Origin of the sequence: Pseudoalteromonas sp. JC28, from assembly GCF_013319255.1 — a bacterium.
In the GTDB taxonomy this organism is placed as follows: domain Bacteria; phylum Pseudomonadota; class Gammaproteobacteria; order Enterobacterales; family Alteromonadaceae; genus Pseudoalteromonas.
This window is the reverse complement of sequence record NZ_QOKX01000009.1, coordinates 74,061-89,023: the sequence shown is the minus strand read 5'-3', so window position 1 is coordinate 89,023 and position 14,963 is coordinate 74,061. Positions and strand designations below refer to the sequence as shown.

13 protein-coding genes are annotated in these 14,963 nt (G+C 44.4%); 9 read left to right on the top strand and 4 right to left on the bottom strand.

Going from position 1 to position 14,963, the window contains the following annotated elements; all coding sequences use genetic code 11:
* Positions 1–116 precede the first annotated feature (116 nt).
* The 4 genes from DS891_RS19545 to DS891_RS19530 all read left to right on the top strand — a co-directional run bounded on the left by DS891_RS19545 (position 117) and on the right by DS891_RS19530 (position 2,470).
* Complete coding sequence (locus tag DS891_RS19545; protein WP_174170685.1) at positions 117–590, top strand: nuclear transport factor 2 family protein; 474 nt, start codon at positions 117–119, stop codon at positions 588–590.
* Between the two features lie 98 nt (positions 591–688).
* Positions 689–1,489 carry an AraC family transcriptional regulator gene (locus tag DS891_RS19540; protein WP_174170684.1) on the top strand — a complete coding sequence of 267 codons (801 nt, stop codon included), beginning with the start codon at positions 689–691 and terminating at the stop codon, positions 1,487–1,489.
* A gap of 1 nt (position 1,490) precedes the next feature.
* On the top strand, positions 1,491–2,174 hold the full coding sequence (locus tag DS891_RS19535) for an AzlC family ABC transporter permease (protein ID WP_174170683.1): 684 nt from the start codon (positions 1,491–1,493) through the stop codon (positions 2,172–2,174).
* A complete protein-coding gene (locus tag DS891_RS19530; protein WP_174170682.1) occupies positions 2,171–2,470 on the top strand; it encodes an AzlD domain-containing protein in 300 nt (99 codons plus the stop codon). Before DS891_RS19535 ends, DS891_RS19530 begins: the two co-directional genes overlap by 4 nt.
* On the opposite strand, the gene DS891_RS19525 is transcribed toward DS891_RS19530, so the two are convergent.
* Together DS891_RS19525 and DS891_RS19520 are read right to left on the bottom strand one after the other, a co-directional pair.
* On the bottom strand, positions 2,444–2,893 hold the full coding sequence (locus DS891_RS19525) for a DUF4920 domain-containing protein (protein WP_174170681.1): 450 nt from the start codon (positions 2,891–2,893) through the stop codon (positions 2,444–2,446). The genes DS891_RS19530 and DS891_RS19525 overlap by 27 nt on opposite strands.
* Before the next feature lie 137 nt (positions 2,894–3,030).
* On the bottom strand, positions 3,031–3,705 hold the full coding sequence (locus DS891_RS19520; protein ID WP_174170680.1) for a TorF family putative porin: 675 nt from the start codon (positions 3,703–3,705) through the stop codon (positions 3,031–3,033).
* A gap of 286 nt (positions 3,706–3,991) precedes the next feature.
* On the opposite strand from DS891_RS19520, the gene aroQ reads away from it, so the two are divergent.
* From aroQ to DS891_RS19500, 4 genes are all read left to right on the top strand, one after another.
* A complete protein-coding gene (gene aroQ / locus DS891_RS19515; RefSeq protein ID WP_254605962.1) occupies positions 3,992–5,197 on the top strand; it encodes a gamma subclass chorismate mutase AroQ in 1,206 nt (401 codons plus the stop codon).
* Positions 5,198–5,486: 289 nt separating this feature from the next.
* A complete protein-coding gene (gene azu / locus DS891_RS19510) occupies positions 5,487–5,942 on the top strand; it encodes an azurin (RefSeq protein ID WP_010607472.1) in 456 nt (151 codons plus the stop codon).
* Positions 5,943–6,420: 478 nt separating this feature from the next.
* Positions 6,421–6,675 carry a hypothetical protein gene (locus tag DS891_RS19505; RefSeq protein ID WP_010607471.1) on the top strand — a complete coding sequence of 85 codons (255 nt, stop codon included), beginning with the start codon at positions 6,421–6,423 and terminating at the stop codon, positions 6,673–6,675.
* A gap of 3 nt (positions 6,676–6,678) precedes the next feature.
* A complete protein-coding gene (locus DS891_RS19500; protein ID WP_174170678.1) occupies positions 6,679–8,274 on the top strand; it encodes a PepSY domain-containing protein in 1,596 nt (531 codons plus the stop codon).
* Positions 8,275–8,330: 56 nt separating this feature from the next.
* Here DS891_RS19500 and DS891_RS19495 read toward each other — a convergent pair whose 3' ends face one another.
* Positions 8,331–11,156, bottom strand: a complete 2,826-nt coding sequence (locus DS891_RS19495; RefSeq protein ID WP_174170677.1) for a TonB-dependent siderophore receptor — start codon at positions 11,154–11,156, stop codon at positions 8,331–8,333.
* Positions 11,157–11,655: 499 nt separating this feature from the next.
* Here DS891_RS19495 and katG point away from each other — a divergent pair, with 499 nt between their 5' ends.
* Positions 11,656–13,842 carry a catalase/peroxidase HPI gene (katG, locus tag DS891_RS19490; protein ID WP_174170676.1) on the top strand — a complete coding sequence of 729 codons (2,187 nt, stop codon included), beginning with the start codon at positions 11,656–11,658 and terminating at the stop codon, positions 13,840–13,842.
* 143 nt (positions 13,843–13,985) lie between these two features.
* Here katG and DS891_RS19485 read toward each other — a convergent pair whose 3' ends face one another.
* On the bottom strand, positions 13,986–14,867 hold the full coding sequence (locus DS891_RS19485; protein WP_010607467.1) for a LysR substrate-binding domain-containing protein: 882 nt from the start codon (positions 14,865–14,867) through the stop codon (positions 13,986–13,988).
* Positions 14,868–14,963 lie beyond the last annotated feature (96 nt).

Here is a 14,963-nt window from a genome sequence, read left to right as displayed (position 1 = left end):
TAAAGGGGCTTTACATGTTTACGCAATCGTTACGTCAAGATACATCATACGCTTTAACTTAGTTGACAATACGGTTAAATTCACTGAGATTATTAGCAAAAAATTAGGGGCACGTTATGAAATCATATTTCCTTTTAGTTGCAGCGGCAGGTGTTATGAGTGGTTGCATGACCACCAACCTAAGCAGTAACCAGCGCCTCTGTGAAGCGACACTACACAATTACATAAAATATCGAGATTCGGGTTCAGCACAAGCATACCAAAGTGTTTTTACACAGGATGCAACATTTAGTATCCCAGCACTCAATATCAATATTACTGGTGCTGAAGAAATAACAATAAGGCAGCAACAAGCCATAAAAACAACAAAAAGTATGCACATGATAACCAGTGCCGATATTCAACCTATCGAGGCAAATAAGTTTAGTGCTAAAAGCTACTTTGTTCTTTATCAGCAGCCAAAATCTCAATCAGATACCCCAATCACCGTATTTAACGGTGTGTATGAAGACGAGCTTAAAGTAATCGATGGCCAATGCTTAATCAATCACCGCCTTGTTAACGTGCTTAAAAAAGAAACTTGGCATTAGGCGTTGTTAACCCGGTTATTGTTTGTGGCATTGTGCAATTTTGTACAAGACTTTTTGAGTGAAGACAGATACGCTTTTCATCAATGGGGGAGAGAATTATGCAACACTCAAAGTTTAGTTTTCATCGTGAACTCGGTGGCCTAGAAGTACTACACAACATTGATAAGCAGGAAGACTTTGGTAGACATAGCCACAGCGGCTATACGCTTGCCTTAGTGGATAGTGGTGCACAGCGATTCTACCGCAGTGGCGGTGAACACTTAGCTAGTCAGCATAGTCTCATTTTGATTAATGCAGAGCAGGTGCACGACTGCAGAAAGGCGTCAAAAGATAAGTCTTCGTACCGCTCACTCTACCCAACGCCTGAACTATTTAATCAGTTTCTTGGTGATGGCAAGGCAATGGCTCCTTTTTTCCATGATGCAGTGGTACACGACCGAGCGCTTGCGGCACTCATGAACACCACTTTTAACGTCTTAGAATGTGATACCAGCGTGCTTGAAAAGCAGTCTCAGCTTATTACTCTGCTATCTTATTTAAGCAATAAGCAAGGCAAAGTCACATTCGATACAAAGATCCCTTCGGTGAAGCAACGAATTACCACTGCACGCCATTTTCTTTTGGATAATTTATTTGAAGATGTATCACTCGACTCCTTAGCGAGCCTTGTCGGCATGAGTCCCTTTTACTTTATTCGTGTGTTTAAGGCCCACACCGGCCTCACTCCCCATGCCTTTCAAATACAACACCGGCTTAATCATGCCAAGGCATTACTGCGCAGTGGCAAAAGTGTTTCCCATGCAGCATTAAGTGTAGGCTTTTATGACCAAAGCCATTTCAACCGTCATTTTAAAAAGAATATGGGGATCACTCCCAGTCAATATAGCAAGGCTTGTTAATATGAAAGTCGCAGTATGCAAAGGCTTTTGGGATATGTTGCCATTAAATCTCGCCGTGCTTCCTTGGGGAATATTGTGTGGCTCCCTTGCCGTGCAAAATGGCTTTACGCCGCTCGAAGCACAGTTAATGTCGTTATTAGTTTTTGCAGGCTCGGCGCAGTTAGTGGCAATAGAGCTTATTGCCAAAGACACCGCGCTTATCACCTTGCTTGCGACTACCTTTATTATTAGCGCGAGACATTTACTCTATGGCCTTGCTATCCGCAATAAAATGATAGATAAGCCCCTTAAATGGCGTGGCCCCATTGCGTTTTTTCTCACTGACGAATTATTTGCGTTTCCCCATCACCACCGTGCCTATCAAGGCAAACTTCGGCTCGTGTATGCGCTCATCGCTGGTGGTAGCTTTTATGTTGCATGGAATCTGTGGACGCTCATTGGTATTGTCGCAGGTCAGTTTTTACCTGACTTGACCAACCTTGGCTTAGACTTCGCGATTGCGGCAATATTTATTGCTTTAGTGGTCCCGAGTATTAACGCATTACCCGTGTTATGCGCCTGTTTAACGTCGGCCGTAACTATCTTAGTGTTCAAACTGATCCATTTTGAATTTGGTTTAATCGCCTCAGCACTGCTCGGAATGTCGGTAGGATATGTGCTACAAAGTAAAAAGGAGCGTGTATGATCACCACTATTTTAGCCATGGCTTGCGTCACGTTTGCAACTCGGTATTTATTTTTGGCAAAACAACTGCCTTTTACTATCGGCCCTAAACTACAACGCTTTTTAAGTTTTAGCGCCCCTTGCGTACTGACTGCCATTTGGGTACCCATTGTATTCATTCAGAACAAGCAACTTGCCATCACGCCAAGCAACCCCTATTTGGTCGCCGCAACGGTTGCGGTAATACTGGCGTTTCGCTTTAAAAACCTCTATATCACCACGTTTGGGAGCCTAGCTGTGTTTTACTTGCTGTACTAAATGCGAAATGGTTACGGCCGTTGGATTAAATCCCAAACGCATAAGTGCAGCTTCATCGTCTGCTTTACTCACGCAAGCCAAAGCGCGCTGGTTTAGCGCTTCGAAGCGCCCCGTCACATGGGCTTCACGGCCAATCGCAGCAAGTGGAAATACCATATCGCCTTGCTCAACTTCGATATTTACGTCTAGGCCATTTGCTACTCGCAGCGTCATCCAGCAACCTAACTTTCTGCATACATGAGTGACCACTCCTTTTACGGTCACAAGGTTTGTTGTGTAGTCATTGAGATTTGGCAATATGTGCTCTGCCTCGACTAACTTAGACATGTCTGCGCCACCGGCAAATTCTAGCGGGCTTGAAAAGCTAAACCGAGAAAATACCGCCAAAGAGAGTGCTGTTAGTTTTATCGTATCCTTCATCATTGCGACTCCATAGCTTTTATCACTATTTACCTCATCAATTGCTTACTCCTATAAAAAGTTATGGAGCATCAATCATATAGCTATATAAAAGTACAATTCGCAACTAAAATCAACACAAAAGTTAATAAAAGGTAAATTTAGAAGTTAAATGTTTTTGAAATTGACGCCACAAATGTAGAATCTGCATAAGAATCAATGTCATTGCTTTCATAACCCAATGAAAAAGACCAAGTACTAATCGAGTAAGTTCCAGTTAGATGCCAGTGGGTATAGTCATCATCACCCAACTCCCATTCGTATTTATCACTATCAAAGCTCATTGAATGATCAACCCCGAGCGTCAGTGACCACCGTTCTGTGATTGGGATACTATGCGTGAGCATCACTATCCCGTGAGCAGCCCCTGTTCCAAAGTAATCCCATGCATACCAAAAGTCTAAATTTGTCTGGCCGTAATTAAACTTTGCAAAGGCTTCTGCATAGTTGTAATCAGCACTCACATCATCACCATGATAGGTATATTGCGAGAGACCAACATCAAGCTTTAATTTTTCAGTTAGCGTAAATTTGTAGCCACCATACAGATCTCCTTCTAAATCCGTACCATCGCCAAAATCTACTTGAGATACCCAGCCTCCAGCATACCAACCACTTTTTCCAAACCAATCTAAACTGACTTGCAGCGCTTCGTCTTCCTTAGTTTGACTTACGCCGTTAAATAAATAATCGGAAGCCAATGTTACGGTAGAAGATGTCGCCGCATTGACAAATAGTGGCGTAAACAACAATGGCAGCAGCCAGTATTTTTTCATCTTTAAAATCCCCCTTTAATTGCAGTCATTTCAAGCATAGACCGCCGTTCCCGCCCTGTCACTGACACAGTTTCATCCGCTTTTTAACGTGCTTGGTATGATTCTTTTTTCGTTTCATAAGCGTCTGGCTGGCGGTAACAACAAAAGCACTTATTGATGCTAAAAGGCGATTAAGCAGGCACATAAAGTACGCTGTGAGTTATCAATAAATCACTCCGCTTGCAGGACAGCGCGTAGAGGTTCTGTTAGGATGCGTTTTTTGCCTGTAGAACCTTTGGAAAAGCCCTTGAAATTGTCATTTATGTTTCGCTTACTGGTGTTATCCGCGCTGCTGTTTACGCTGACAACTCAGGCCGAGTCTGTTTATATACAAGCCGGGCCGGGGAGTTTTAATCATGCCGCACTTAACCTACTCGCCAACCGCCAGTCGCAGGAGTATGAGCGTTTTTACTCGGGCACCCCGGAGCATACTTATGCCAATGCCGCACAAGCGCAGAGCTGGGCCTTTAGCGCGCTGGCCAACTCCACTATTGAAGGACAACTGGTCCCAGCCATTGTCAATGCGATGCGTAACTACAAGGTAACTGAGCTGAGTGCTGCTGTGTATATCCCTATCGAAATGTGTGTTTTTGGATTGAACAAGACAACTAAAATTACGCATGCAGCATCCCACCCGGCAGCCCTGAACCAAATTGGTCATTGGCTCAATGCTCATCAGGTACAAACCAAGCCCGTGCCCAAAGGCACCAACGAAGCGGCTCGCTTACTTGCAAATGGACAATTTGACCAAAACACCGTTGCCGTAGGTAGCTGCGCACTCAAAGTGGTTTACCCAGAGCTGATACTGCGCGAAGTAAGCATTCAGGATAACGCGGATAACCATACGCTGTTTGGTCTGATGAAAGTGGAGAAACGGTCTCAGCCGATAAGCGAAGATGAAGCTCGCAGCGCGCTGGCGCAGGTCGTTGAAAAGGCAAATACATTGGTCAAAACGCGAACAGACTCTGCTGAGGTGCTATTCTCACATATCAACCAACGTCTTGCTCAGATGCAGCCTGTAGCACTGTTTAAAGCACAACAACACAGGCCAATTGAAGACTTATCCCGTGAAGCCACTGTGCTCTCAAAAGCGCTAGAGCAAGCCCGCCAGCAATGTCTGGATAGTGCAAGCGTTGAGGCGTTTTTCCAAGCACAAATGGATGCTGCAAAGGCTATTCAATACAGATACCGGGCACAATGGCTGGCTGAAGGCGTACCAAACGAAGATGCCAATTTGGATCAGCTAAGAAGCACATTAAATCAGCTTGGTGCAGCCATTCTTGAAACACTGACCCAGCATCTTGCCAAGCACGGTAACCTCACGGATGAACTGGCAGGCTTGTTTAACCAAATAATAAACACCGAACAGCTCTTTGCAAACGACAAAACTAGACTCTTTTCGGCACTGCAAAAGGTACGCAGGGTGGATAACTGCACTATCACTGCTTCATAAACAAATTAGCAATAAGTCGGATTAGCTGATGTCTTGACTGATCATGATTACACCAACGACATCAGCCATAAGACAATGGTTTTAAAAGAACTACCCTCTTGTTTTGGCTGCTTGACGGCTTTCCATTGCATTGATGCCCTGAATATCTGGGCCTGTTAAGCTTTCATTTTGCTTTTCACTCTTTAATTTCAGTCACTTCACGCAAAGAACCGTTTTATTGATCTGCATCCATTTACATTCACCCCGGCAAAGATAATAATGAGAATGATTTTTAATTAAGGAGTTAAATATGAAAACCTCTCTTTCCATCACTTTGCTTAGCCTAGGTGTCTTTCTGTTTTCTCATACTGCATCGGCAAACGAATGTGAACTCAGCATCGAAGCCAACGACATGATGCAGTTTTCTAAAAAATCACTCAGTGCGCCATCTAGCTGTAAAGAAATTTCAGTCACGTTAAAGCATACGGGCAAACTGCCAGCCACCACCATGGGCCACAACTGGGTGTTGAGCAAAGCAGCAGATGTTCAAGCCGTTGCAACCGATGGTATGTCGGCAGGTGCAAATAATAGCTATGTAAAGCCAAACGACAGTCGCGTTTTAGCCGTATCAAAGGTGATTGGCGGTGGCGAGCAAACCACAGTGACCTTCTCTACTGAGCAGTTAAAGCAAGGTGACAGCTACAAGTTCTTCTGTTCTTTCCCGGGCCATTTCGCCATTATGCAAGGCACTTTTACACTTAGCTAAAAGTGCTACAGAGCAGGGATCAAACCGTGATTTCCTGAAGCCTCACAGCGCAGCCCTGCTTTTGCCATATCATTAATTTATCTAATTTGTGACAATTATTACTCAAGCCTTGAAGAACATACCTATAATCATTACAATCAATTGCAAACAATAATGATTATCACCATCATGAGCTTTTTCTCAATTATACCGTTTTGGTTTGCCGCAGTGTTACTCTACTTGGCAAGCCCTAAACAACGATTTTTGGCTTCATCTATTAGTAGACTCGCAGCATATCCTTTAGCCACTCTACTAATTTTGTCCGGACTTGGTATTTTAACTGTGCAATATCCTGTTATCTCTGCGATGTTAGCAGCACTTGTTATCTTGATGTTTAGTTTAGTTTCAGTAACTTTGTTAAGTGGGTATTCAATAAGACGTTTCTATCTCAGTTCAGCATTAGTCTTCTTGTTATCTCTATTTGTAGGGGGAATAAGTTATGTGGCCTAAAACCTTACTTGGATTTTCATTGGGATTATTACTGTCTATTTCTTTGGTGCTAAACCTCAACTTGTTACTACCATTTTCTGAATCGGCAAAACTCATGCTGGGTCTGATCTTAGCATTTCCTATCTGGGCGGGTTTTATCGTATGGAGCTACGCATTTCCAAGTGCAAAAGCAGCCTGCAAGCCGTTATTTGCTATTTTTATCCCTTCGCTGCTACTAAATACAGCATTATTGTTAATGAGATAAACAATGAAAAACCAAACACTAAAATCATTAACCGAAGCGCACGCCTGGATTGGACTCATTATTTCAACGGTATTATTCATCGTTTTTATCACAGGCTCACTTAGCCTATTTAGAGATAATATTCGGGGTTGGGAGCGTGCACCTCTGGCTGTACAATCAAACGAGTCAATAACCACAATTTCTTATGACAACGCCATAAACTCTATTCAACAACAATACGATGTTGATACCGATCATGGCTTTTTTATGCGAGAGCCTACGCCGCATAATCCGTTTATTGAAGTATATTTTGCAACCCATTTAGATCAGCCCCACCCGATCACGGGGGAGGATCATCAGGATCAACACCTATTGATATCACCGCAATCTGGTGAGGTACTTGCTGACGCCGATAAGTTTGAGTTTTCTACGTTGCTTTTTGAACTCCATTTCGATTTGGGGTTAGGTAGGCCTGGACTCTATTTTGTTGGAGTGATTACGTTATTTTTCTTCGTTGCTATACTAAGTGGCGTTGTGATCCATTGGCGTAAAATTGCTAAAAACTTCTTTCAATATCGCGCCGAAGGTAAAAAAGACAAATGGCTGGATGCTCATAACCTGATTGGCACGATGGGCCTACCTTTTCACATTATGTACGCCTTCACAGGGCTTGTTTTCAACCTCGTGATTATCTACCAGATTTCATACGCCGTGCTGCTCTATAGTGGCAACCAAACTGCATTACTGCAAGCTGCTGGATTTAACGAGCCAAAAATTGAGGCCATAAACCAAATACAACCCATGCAAGGCATTGATCAACTAAGAGCTCAAGCACAGGCTAAGCTTGGGGATGTTACCTTTACTATGGTTGAAATTAGCCACTTTGGTGACAAGAATGCGGTGGTAGGCTTTACAGCAAAAAGCAATGATGCTTTCTCTAATATTAAAGAAATTCAATATAAGCTAAGTGACAGCTCGCAAGTTTACCTCACAGAAAACAACTATGATAATGCAGTACGAGCGGGACTCTCTACCATTGCAAGTCTGCACTTTGGTGATTTTGCTGGATATGGCATGCGACTGGCGTTTTTATGCCTTGGTCTTGCAACCGCCTACTTAATTGTTACTGGCAATTTGATGTGGATTGACAAACGAGCAAAGCAGAAAAAACAAAGTCCTAAAAGCCTAATGTTTGTCAAAAGACTGACCAGCGGCAGTTTTATTGGGGTGATTTTAGCGGTTGCTGTTGGCTTTACATTAACCACTTTACTTCCTGCGACGCATGCCGACAAATTAGAAACCGTCAAGTCCTCTATGTTTATAGCCTTTTTCTTCGCCCTGATAAGTAGCCAATTTGCCAAAGATGTTTTGTCCTTTAGCAAGGTGTTATTAGGACTAAGTGGGATTTGCTATTGTTTAAGTTTAGTGATGAATTTGACCTACTTCGGTAACCAATACAACTTGTTACCGCTACAAACTAAAGTAGACTTCGCGATTGTGATTGGACTAATAGCACTAATGGCCTTGATTTGTTGGAAGGCAGTGTCACGGATCAACGCCGCAGCGCAAACCACAAGCGCAACTTCGTCTGAACAAACTTCGCACCAAACTGCGAACTAAAAAAGCGGGCTTACATAGCCCGCTTTGTCTTACTCTCACAGGGAAACAATATGAAGTTAAAACTCTGTCTTAAATCTTAGGTAGTACTCACGACCCAAATATAAAGACGAATGAATGGGATCTGCGTTATTTCCATTGCCGGTCGCGAAAGGCGGCGCTTCATTCAGTAGATTGTTAACGCCCAGCGTAATTTGAGTATCAACAGAGTCTAAATGGTAGGTTACTTGAGCATTATGTGTCAGCGTGCTATCAACGGTATTGGTAAAGTTAACGATTTGGTCGCCTTGTTTAACCGATACTTCTTCTAACATTGAATCGATATAGTAACTTTGCCAACTTGCGCTAAAGTCGTCATGCTGCCAATTAAGTGCAAAGTTAACTCTGTGCTCAGGCACCGCCATCTGGCCATTAACGCGCTGTCCGGCTCTGTCTTTGGTTACAAGGCCTGGTTCAATGACTTCATGTTTACTCACAAATGACCAGTTTAGTGCGGTACTCAAATCACCAAATGAAAACTGCCCGATGTCAAAACGAACTTCCGCGTCCACCCCTTGACGGTTTAACGCATTGAGGTTTTCATTAAACACATCAACACCGGTGATCACCCCCTGAAACTCACCAGATTGAACACGATGTACAGAGTCGCAGTACAAACCATTATTCATACATTCACTCAATTTAGTCACCGCGCTAATGTTACCAATGGCATCTTTTAATTGGATGTCATAAAAATCTAAGGTGATTGAACCGTTAGTAAGCCAGCTCGGCTGATAAATCACCCCAAGTGTTTTGCTCGTCGCGGTTTCTGGTTCAAGTTCGGTGTTACCGCCAGTATTAGTTCTGATCTGTCCGATCGTTTCTCGGTAACTGCCATCAGCGGGAACGCCTGTGCTGACACAGTTTTGGTTTGGATTTGCTACGGCACAAGGATCGTCGCCATTTTCAAAATCAGGTAACCTTCCTTTATAAAGTTCCACCACATTAGGCGCTCTAAATGCTTGTGACCAAGTCCCTCTAAAACTCAACTGCTCATTCAACGCCCAAAATACGCCCACTTTTGAATTGGTGGTCGAACCAAACGTATCAAAGTCTGAATATCGAGTCGCGAGATTTAACTCTAGGCTCTGCGCCCAATCGTGGTCTGATAGTAGTGGTACGACAGCTTCTAGGTAGGCTTCATTGAGCGAATACTCGCCGCCAGTTGGTCTACCTAATCCATCAGTGACTAAAATATTAATAGAAACGGCATCTGTTTGATTACGCGCCTCAACTTTTTGATTTTCGATACCAAAAGACACACCTAGGTCGCCCGCAGGCAAACTCGCCACTACGCCACTTAGGTTCGCGCTGGCGATTTTAATCTGGTTATGACCCTGTTGGATCCCCGGCCAATCACCAGAGAGATAATTTAGCATGTCCTCGGAAATTTCGGAGTCGGTACCGGGTTGGCCAAAGATATTAAGCGGCACACAACCTGCAATTAGCGCATCCGGTGTAGCACCACAGCGCAGCACACCTTGCTCATCAAAGTGGGTAGGACCAACCGCATTTTTAGCCGCTGGCCAATTGAATATGCCGGTTTTTAGTCGTTTGTTTGAGTTGCGACCAAAATTGTAGGCCAACTCCCAGCTCCAATCTGCATTAAAATCACCAGAAAGCGCCATCACGATACGGTATTGGCTGTTTTCCACATGGTTCATACGGCCATTGGTTTCTACCATTCTGCGACGCCAGTCATTGATGGCATAAGGATTACCATCTTTGTCTTTCGGACCAAATTGTTGGTTGTAATAGTTATCAGGAGAGTAAGTGAAATCTAAATACCCACCCCAAACTGGAACTAGTGGCTGAGGCGCACCATTGGTAGTGGATTTTCGATGTGAATAAAGCGCCTCGAAATTGAATACCACGTCATCCGAAAACTTCAAATTGCCAAGATCATACTCGCCAAACGCACTCATGCTATAGCGTTCAAAAGGCGTTTGTAGCAAGCTAGGCTCTTGGTAGTTGTATAAATCATTTTGTGCAAGTGATGCATCGGAGATAGTTTCACGCCACTCGCCATATTCTGGGCCTCGGGTAACAAATATTTCCTTACCGTTTTCATCCGTGACTTTTAGGTTACTCCATGGCATTGCGGAACTACCGCCTTGGCCGTAACTGCCATCGGGATTAAGTGTTAAATCATAGCGGCTAAAGTCTCTGTCGCCAGCATACACTTCTTGTTTTTCATCGTAGCTGGCACTCACCATAAAACGCCCTTTATCGCCAACAATCCCTGTTACGAGTTCCAAAGAAGTCGTATCAGCATCACCTTCAGCGGATTGGCCAATTGAGCCACTGACCTCAAAAATATCGCCCGTTTGGCGAGTAATTATGTTTACGACACCAGACACCGCATCAGAGCCGTAAATAGAAGAGGCACCGTCCAATAGAATTTCAACACGTTCAATAATCGCTGTAGGTATAGCACTTAGGTCAACCGCAGCATCCGCGCCATTTCCCCCGTTTGGTAAGCGGCGGCCATTTAGCAAGACCAACGTGCGCTGCGCACCTAGACCGCGTAAGTCGAAGTTTGTCACGCCCGACGTATTTTCATTTTGAGAAGCATTAGGAGCACTGGCGGAAACCGTTAGATTTTGCAGCATATCACCAATATTTTTAAACCCGGTTTGCTCAATATCCGATCTAGATATTGTGGTTACCGCGCCGGGTTTACTTAGGTTTGCCCGCGCGATACGTGACCCCGTTACCATAATCTTTTCAACGGGTTCCGACGCTGCTTCCTCGGCAAACACTGGGGCCGTCCACACCATAGCGCCCGAACCACACAAGCTGGCGATTGCCAACGCCAAAGTCGTTTTTTGTTTTGTTATTGTCATAACGGTTTCCCTTGTAACGTTCCAAATTATAGTTAGACGCTGACGATAGAAAGTTTCTTATTATCACTATAGGAAATGAAATAGGTTATTTATTGCGCCTTTTTATACTGATAACACAATTAAATCGTTCCAACAAACAATTCTAGACGATTTGCGCAATATTTATTTACTTTTATTGAATATTCAAGCGTCTAATTAAAAATCATGTATTCAGTCAGATTTGGCGTGAACACTTCCCAGAAAGTCACAAATGTCGCCACTCTCTTGGTATTCAATATTGGCTTTTAAGGCCACCTAAATCTGGTAAAAAGCACTTATCGGGACTACCTTTATCTAGGGCCTGTTGACCTTTGCTGTTTGATTTTTGTTCCTCTGAGCGTATTTTGCTCGCGGCGTACAACTTGCCCTATGTATACATCAATCAAACTGCTGCAGAAACAAACTTGAAAGATAAACAGGCCCTAGCAATCTTCCGTCATCGAACAAACAAGGATCTCCCATGGATAAGAAGCAAAACACACCATCGATTTGTCCTTTTGCACATGGTGCAAATACGTCGTCAGAGCATAACGAGCACCAGTGGTGGCCAAATAGCCTGAACTTAGACATATTGCATCAGCACGATACGAAAACCGATCCGATGGATGCCGATTTTGATTACAAAAGCGCATTTAACAGCCTCGATTACCCCGCCCTGAAGAAAGATCTCGAGCAACTTATGACAGACTCGCAGCCATGGTGGCCCGCAGATTGGGGACACTATGGAGGATTAATGATCAGAATGGCATGGCACGCTGCGGGCAGTTATCGTGTTGCGGATGGTCGCGGTGGTGCAAACACGGGGAATCAGCGCTTTGCTCCGCTAAACAGCTGGCCGGACAACGGAAACTTAGATAAAGCCCGGCGTTTACTTTGGCCGATTAAAAGAAAGTATGGCAATCGTATTTCTTGGGCCGATTTAATCGTGCTGGCGGGCAACGTTGCTTATGAGTCGATGGGATTCAAAACCTTTGGTTTTGCCGGTGGCCGAGAAGATATCTGGCATCCAGAAAAAGACACCTACTGGGGCAGCGAAAAAGAGTGGCTGGCTCCCTCCAATAATTCAAACAGCCGCTATAGCGGTGAACGCGATTTAGAAAACCCGCTTGCCGCTGTGATGATGGGTCTTATCTACGTTAATCCTGAGGGCGTAGATGGTAATCCCGATCCGTTAAAAACAGCTGAAGATATGCGTGTTACCTTCGCTCGAATGGCAATGAACGATGAAGAAACCGTTGCCCTAACCGCTGGCGGACACACTGTGGGAAAAGCGCACGGAAATGGCAATGCCGATGAATTAGGCCCGGCACCAGAAGGCGCGGACTTGCATGAACAAGGTTTTGGTTGGATGAATCATAGCTCGCGTGGCATTGGCTCTGATGCAGTAACCAGTGGTATTGAAGGCGCTTGGACGACGAACCCAACTCAATGGGACAATGGCTACTTCTACTTGCTGTTCACGTACGAGTGGGAGCAGACCAAAAGCCCTGCGGGTGCATGGCAATGGCAGCCTATTAATATAAAAGAAGAAGATAAGCCGGTTGATGCTGAAGACGCATCCAAACGCTGCATGCCGATGATGACAGATGCCGATATGGCGCTGAAAATGGACCCTGCTTATCGTAAAATTTCAGAGAAGTTTTATGCCGATCCCGACTATTTTAACGATGTTTTTGCAAGAGCGTGGTTTAAGCTTACGCATCGCGACCTTGGCCCAAAAAGCCGTTATCTAGGCCCAGAAGTCCCTAACGAAGACCTGCTATGGCAAGACCCCGTCCCCAGCGTTAACTACACCCTAAACGACAGTGAAATTAGCGCACTCAAGCAACAAATTCTAGCAACCAATGTGACGCTTTCAGAATTAGTAGCCACCGCGTGGGATAGTGCTAGAACGTTTAGATATTCCGATTTTAGAGGGGGTGCAAATGGTGCGAGGATCCGCCTAGCCCCGCAAAAAGATTGGCTTGGAAATGAGCCGGAGCGTCTAGCGAAAGTACTTGCGGCATTAGAAACCGTGCAAAGTAATTTTACGCCTACCGTAAGCATGGCCGATCTAATCGTATTGGGTGGCTGCGCTGCCGTTGAACAAGCGGCTAAAAATGCCGGTGTATCAATCCAAGTGCCTTTTGCCGCTGGGCGAGGCGATGCCACAGACGAGCAAACCGACATTGAGTCATTTGATGTATTAGAGCCTGTACATGACGGTTTTCGCAATTGGCAAAAACAGCACTACAGCGTAAAACCAGAAGAAATGCTACTTGATAAAGCTCAACTGTTGGGCCTCACGGCCAAGGAAATGACCGTACTGATCGGCGGAATGCGCGTGCTAGGCACCAATCACGAGCAAACATCGCATGGCGTATTTACCGATAACGTTGGCACTTTGAGTAATGACTTTTTCGTCAACTTGACCGATATGGCATATCGCTGGGAGCCAAGTGGAGAGAACCTATATGAGATAAAAACACGTGATACGGACACGGTAAAATGGACCGCGACTCGCGTTGATCTCGTCTTTGGTTCTAATTCTATTTTGCGCGCTTACGCCGAAGTGTACGCACAAGATGATAGCAAAGAGAAGTTTGTCCGCGACTTTGTTGAGGTATGGACCAAAGTAATGAATGCTGACCGATTTGACCTAAAATAGCAGCTTATAACTCAGCCTAGCCACTGGTGCGTATTTAACAGTGGCTTGGCCTGTTTATCCTATCCGCTTTATTTTTTGCAGTACTCAACTCGCCGTCTTATGGCTCAAGCTAAAGTTAACCAAGAACATATAAGATCGCAATTTCAACATGCGCTAAGCTCAGCCACAATCCAATCTCGAAACGCCTTTAATTTAGGCCACTCAAAATGGCGCTCTGGCGCGACCAAGTAATACCGATATTCACATAACCATGCAAAGTCGGGATAGATTTCTAATTGGCCTAGCTCTAAAGATTGATTCACTAAACGTCGACGTAACAAAGAAAACCCCTGCCCTGCCACCGTTGCTTGCTGTACCAACGCCGCATTATCAATTTTGAGATTACTGAATGTATGACCACTCAAATCCAGTTGTTTGTTTAGTTCAAGCCACGCATGCTCATTATCCCGGCCTTCATCATAGATAAAATTGAGTTTAGATAGCTGTTCTCGCAACGGTTTGTTTGGGTCAATTAATCCAGGACGGTAGGCAAGGACTAACTCATCCTCCGCGATGAGCTCGCTTTTCAGTCCCGGATAGTTACCAAATCCAAAGCGGATCCCAATATCAATATCGTCGTGGTTAAAATCGGCGAGTTGCTCGGTTGGATCAATACGTAGCTGGTAGTCTGGTAATGCTTTGTTGAAGCTCGCCAATCTTGGCAACAGCCAACAAGTAGCAAATGAAGGCAAAACCGACAGGTTAATAGTGTTTGGGTTAGGATCTGATTTTAACGTCGATAGACCCATTTCCATTTGCCCAAAGGCCTTGTGTAAGTAAGGCAACAAGTCTTGTCCTTGCTGAGTTAGCAATACCTTTCTTGTTTGTCGTTCAAACAACATACATCCAAGCTGTTGCTCAAGGGTTCTTATCTGTTGGCTCACGGCGGCTTGAGTCACAAATAAGGCTTCCGCCGCCTGCTTAAAACTGCCTAATTCCGCCGCCGTTTTAAAATACCAAAGTCCTTTGAGTGGAGGTGATTTCATTCGCCATCTTACTTAATTAAAACTTAACTATAGGTCAGAATTTCTAGTTTGTCAGTTTTATGAATGCACACAATACTTAGCAGTGAAATCAGAGAC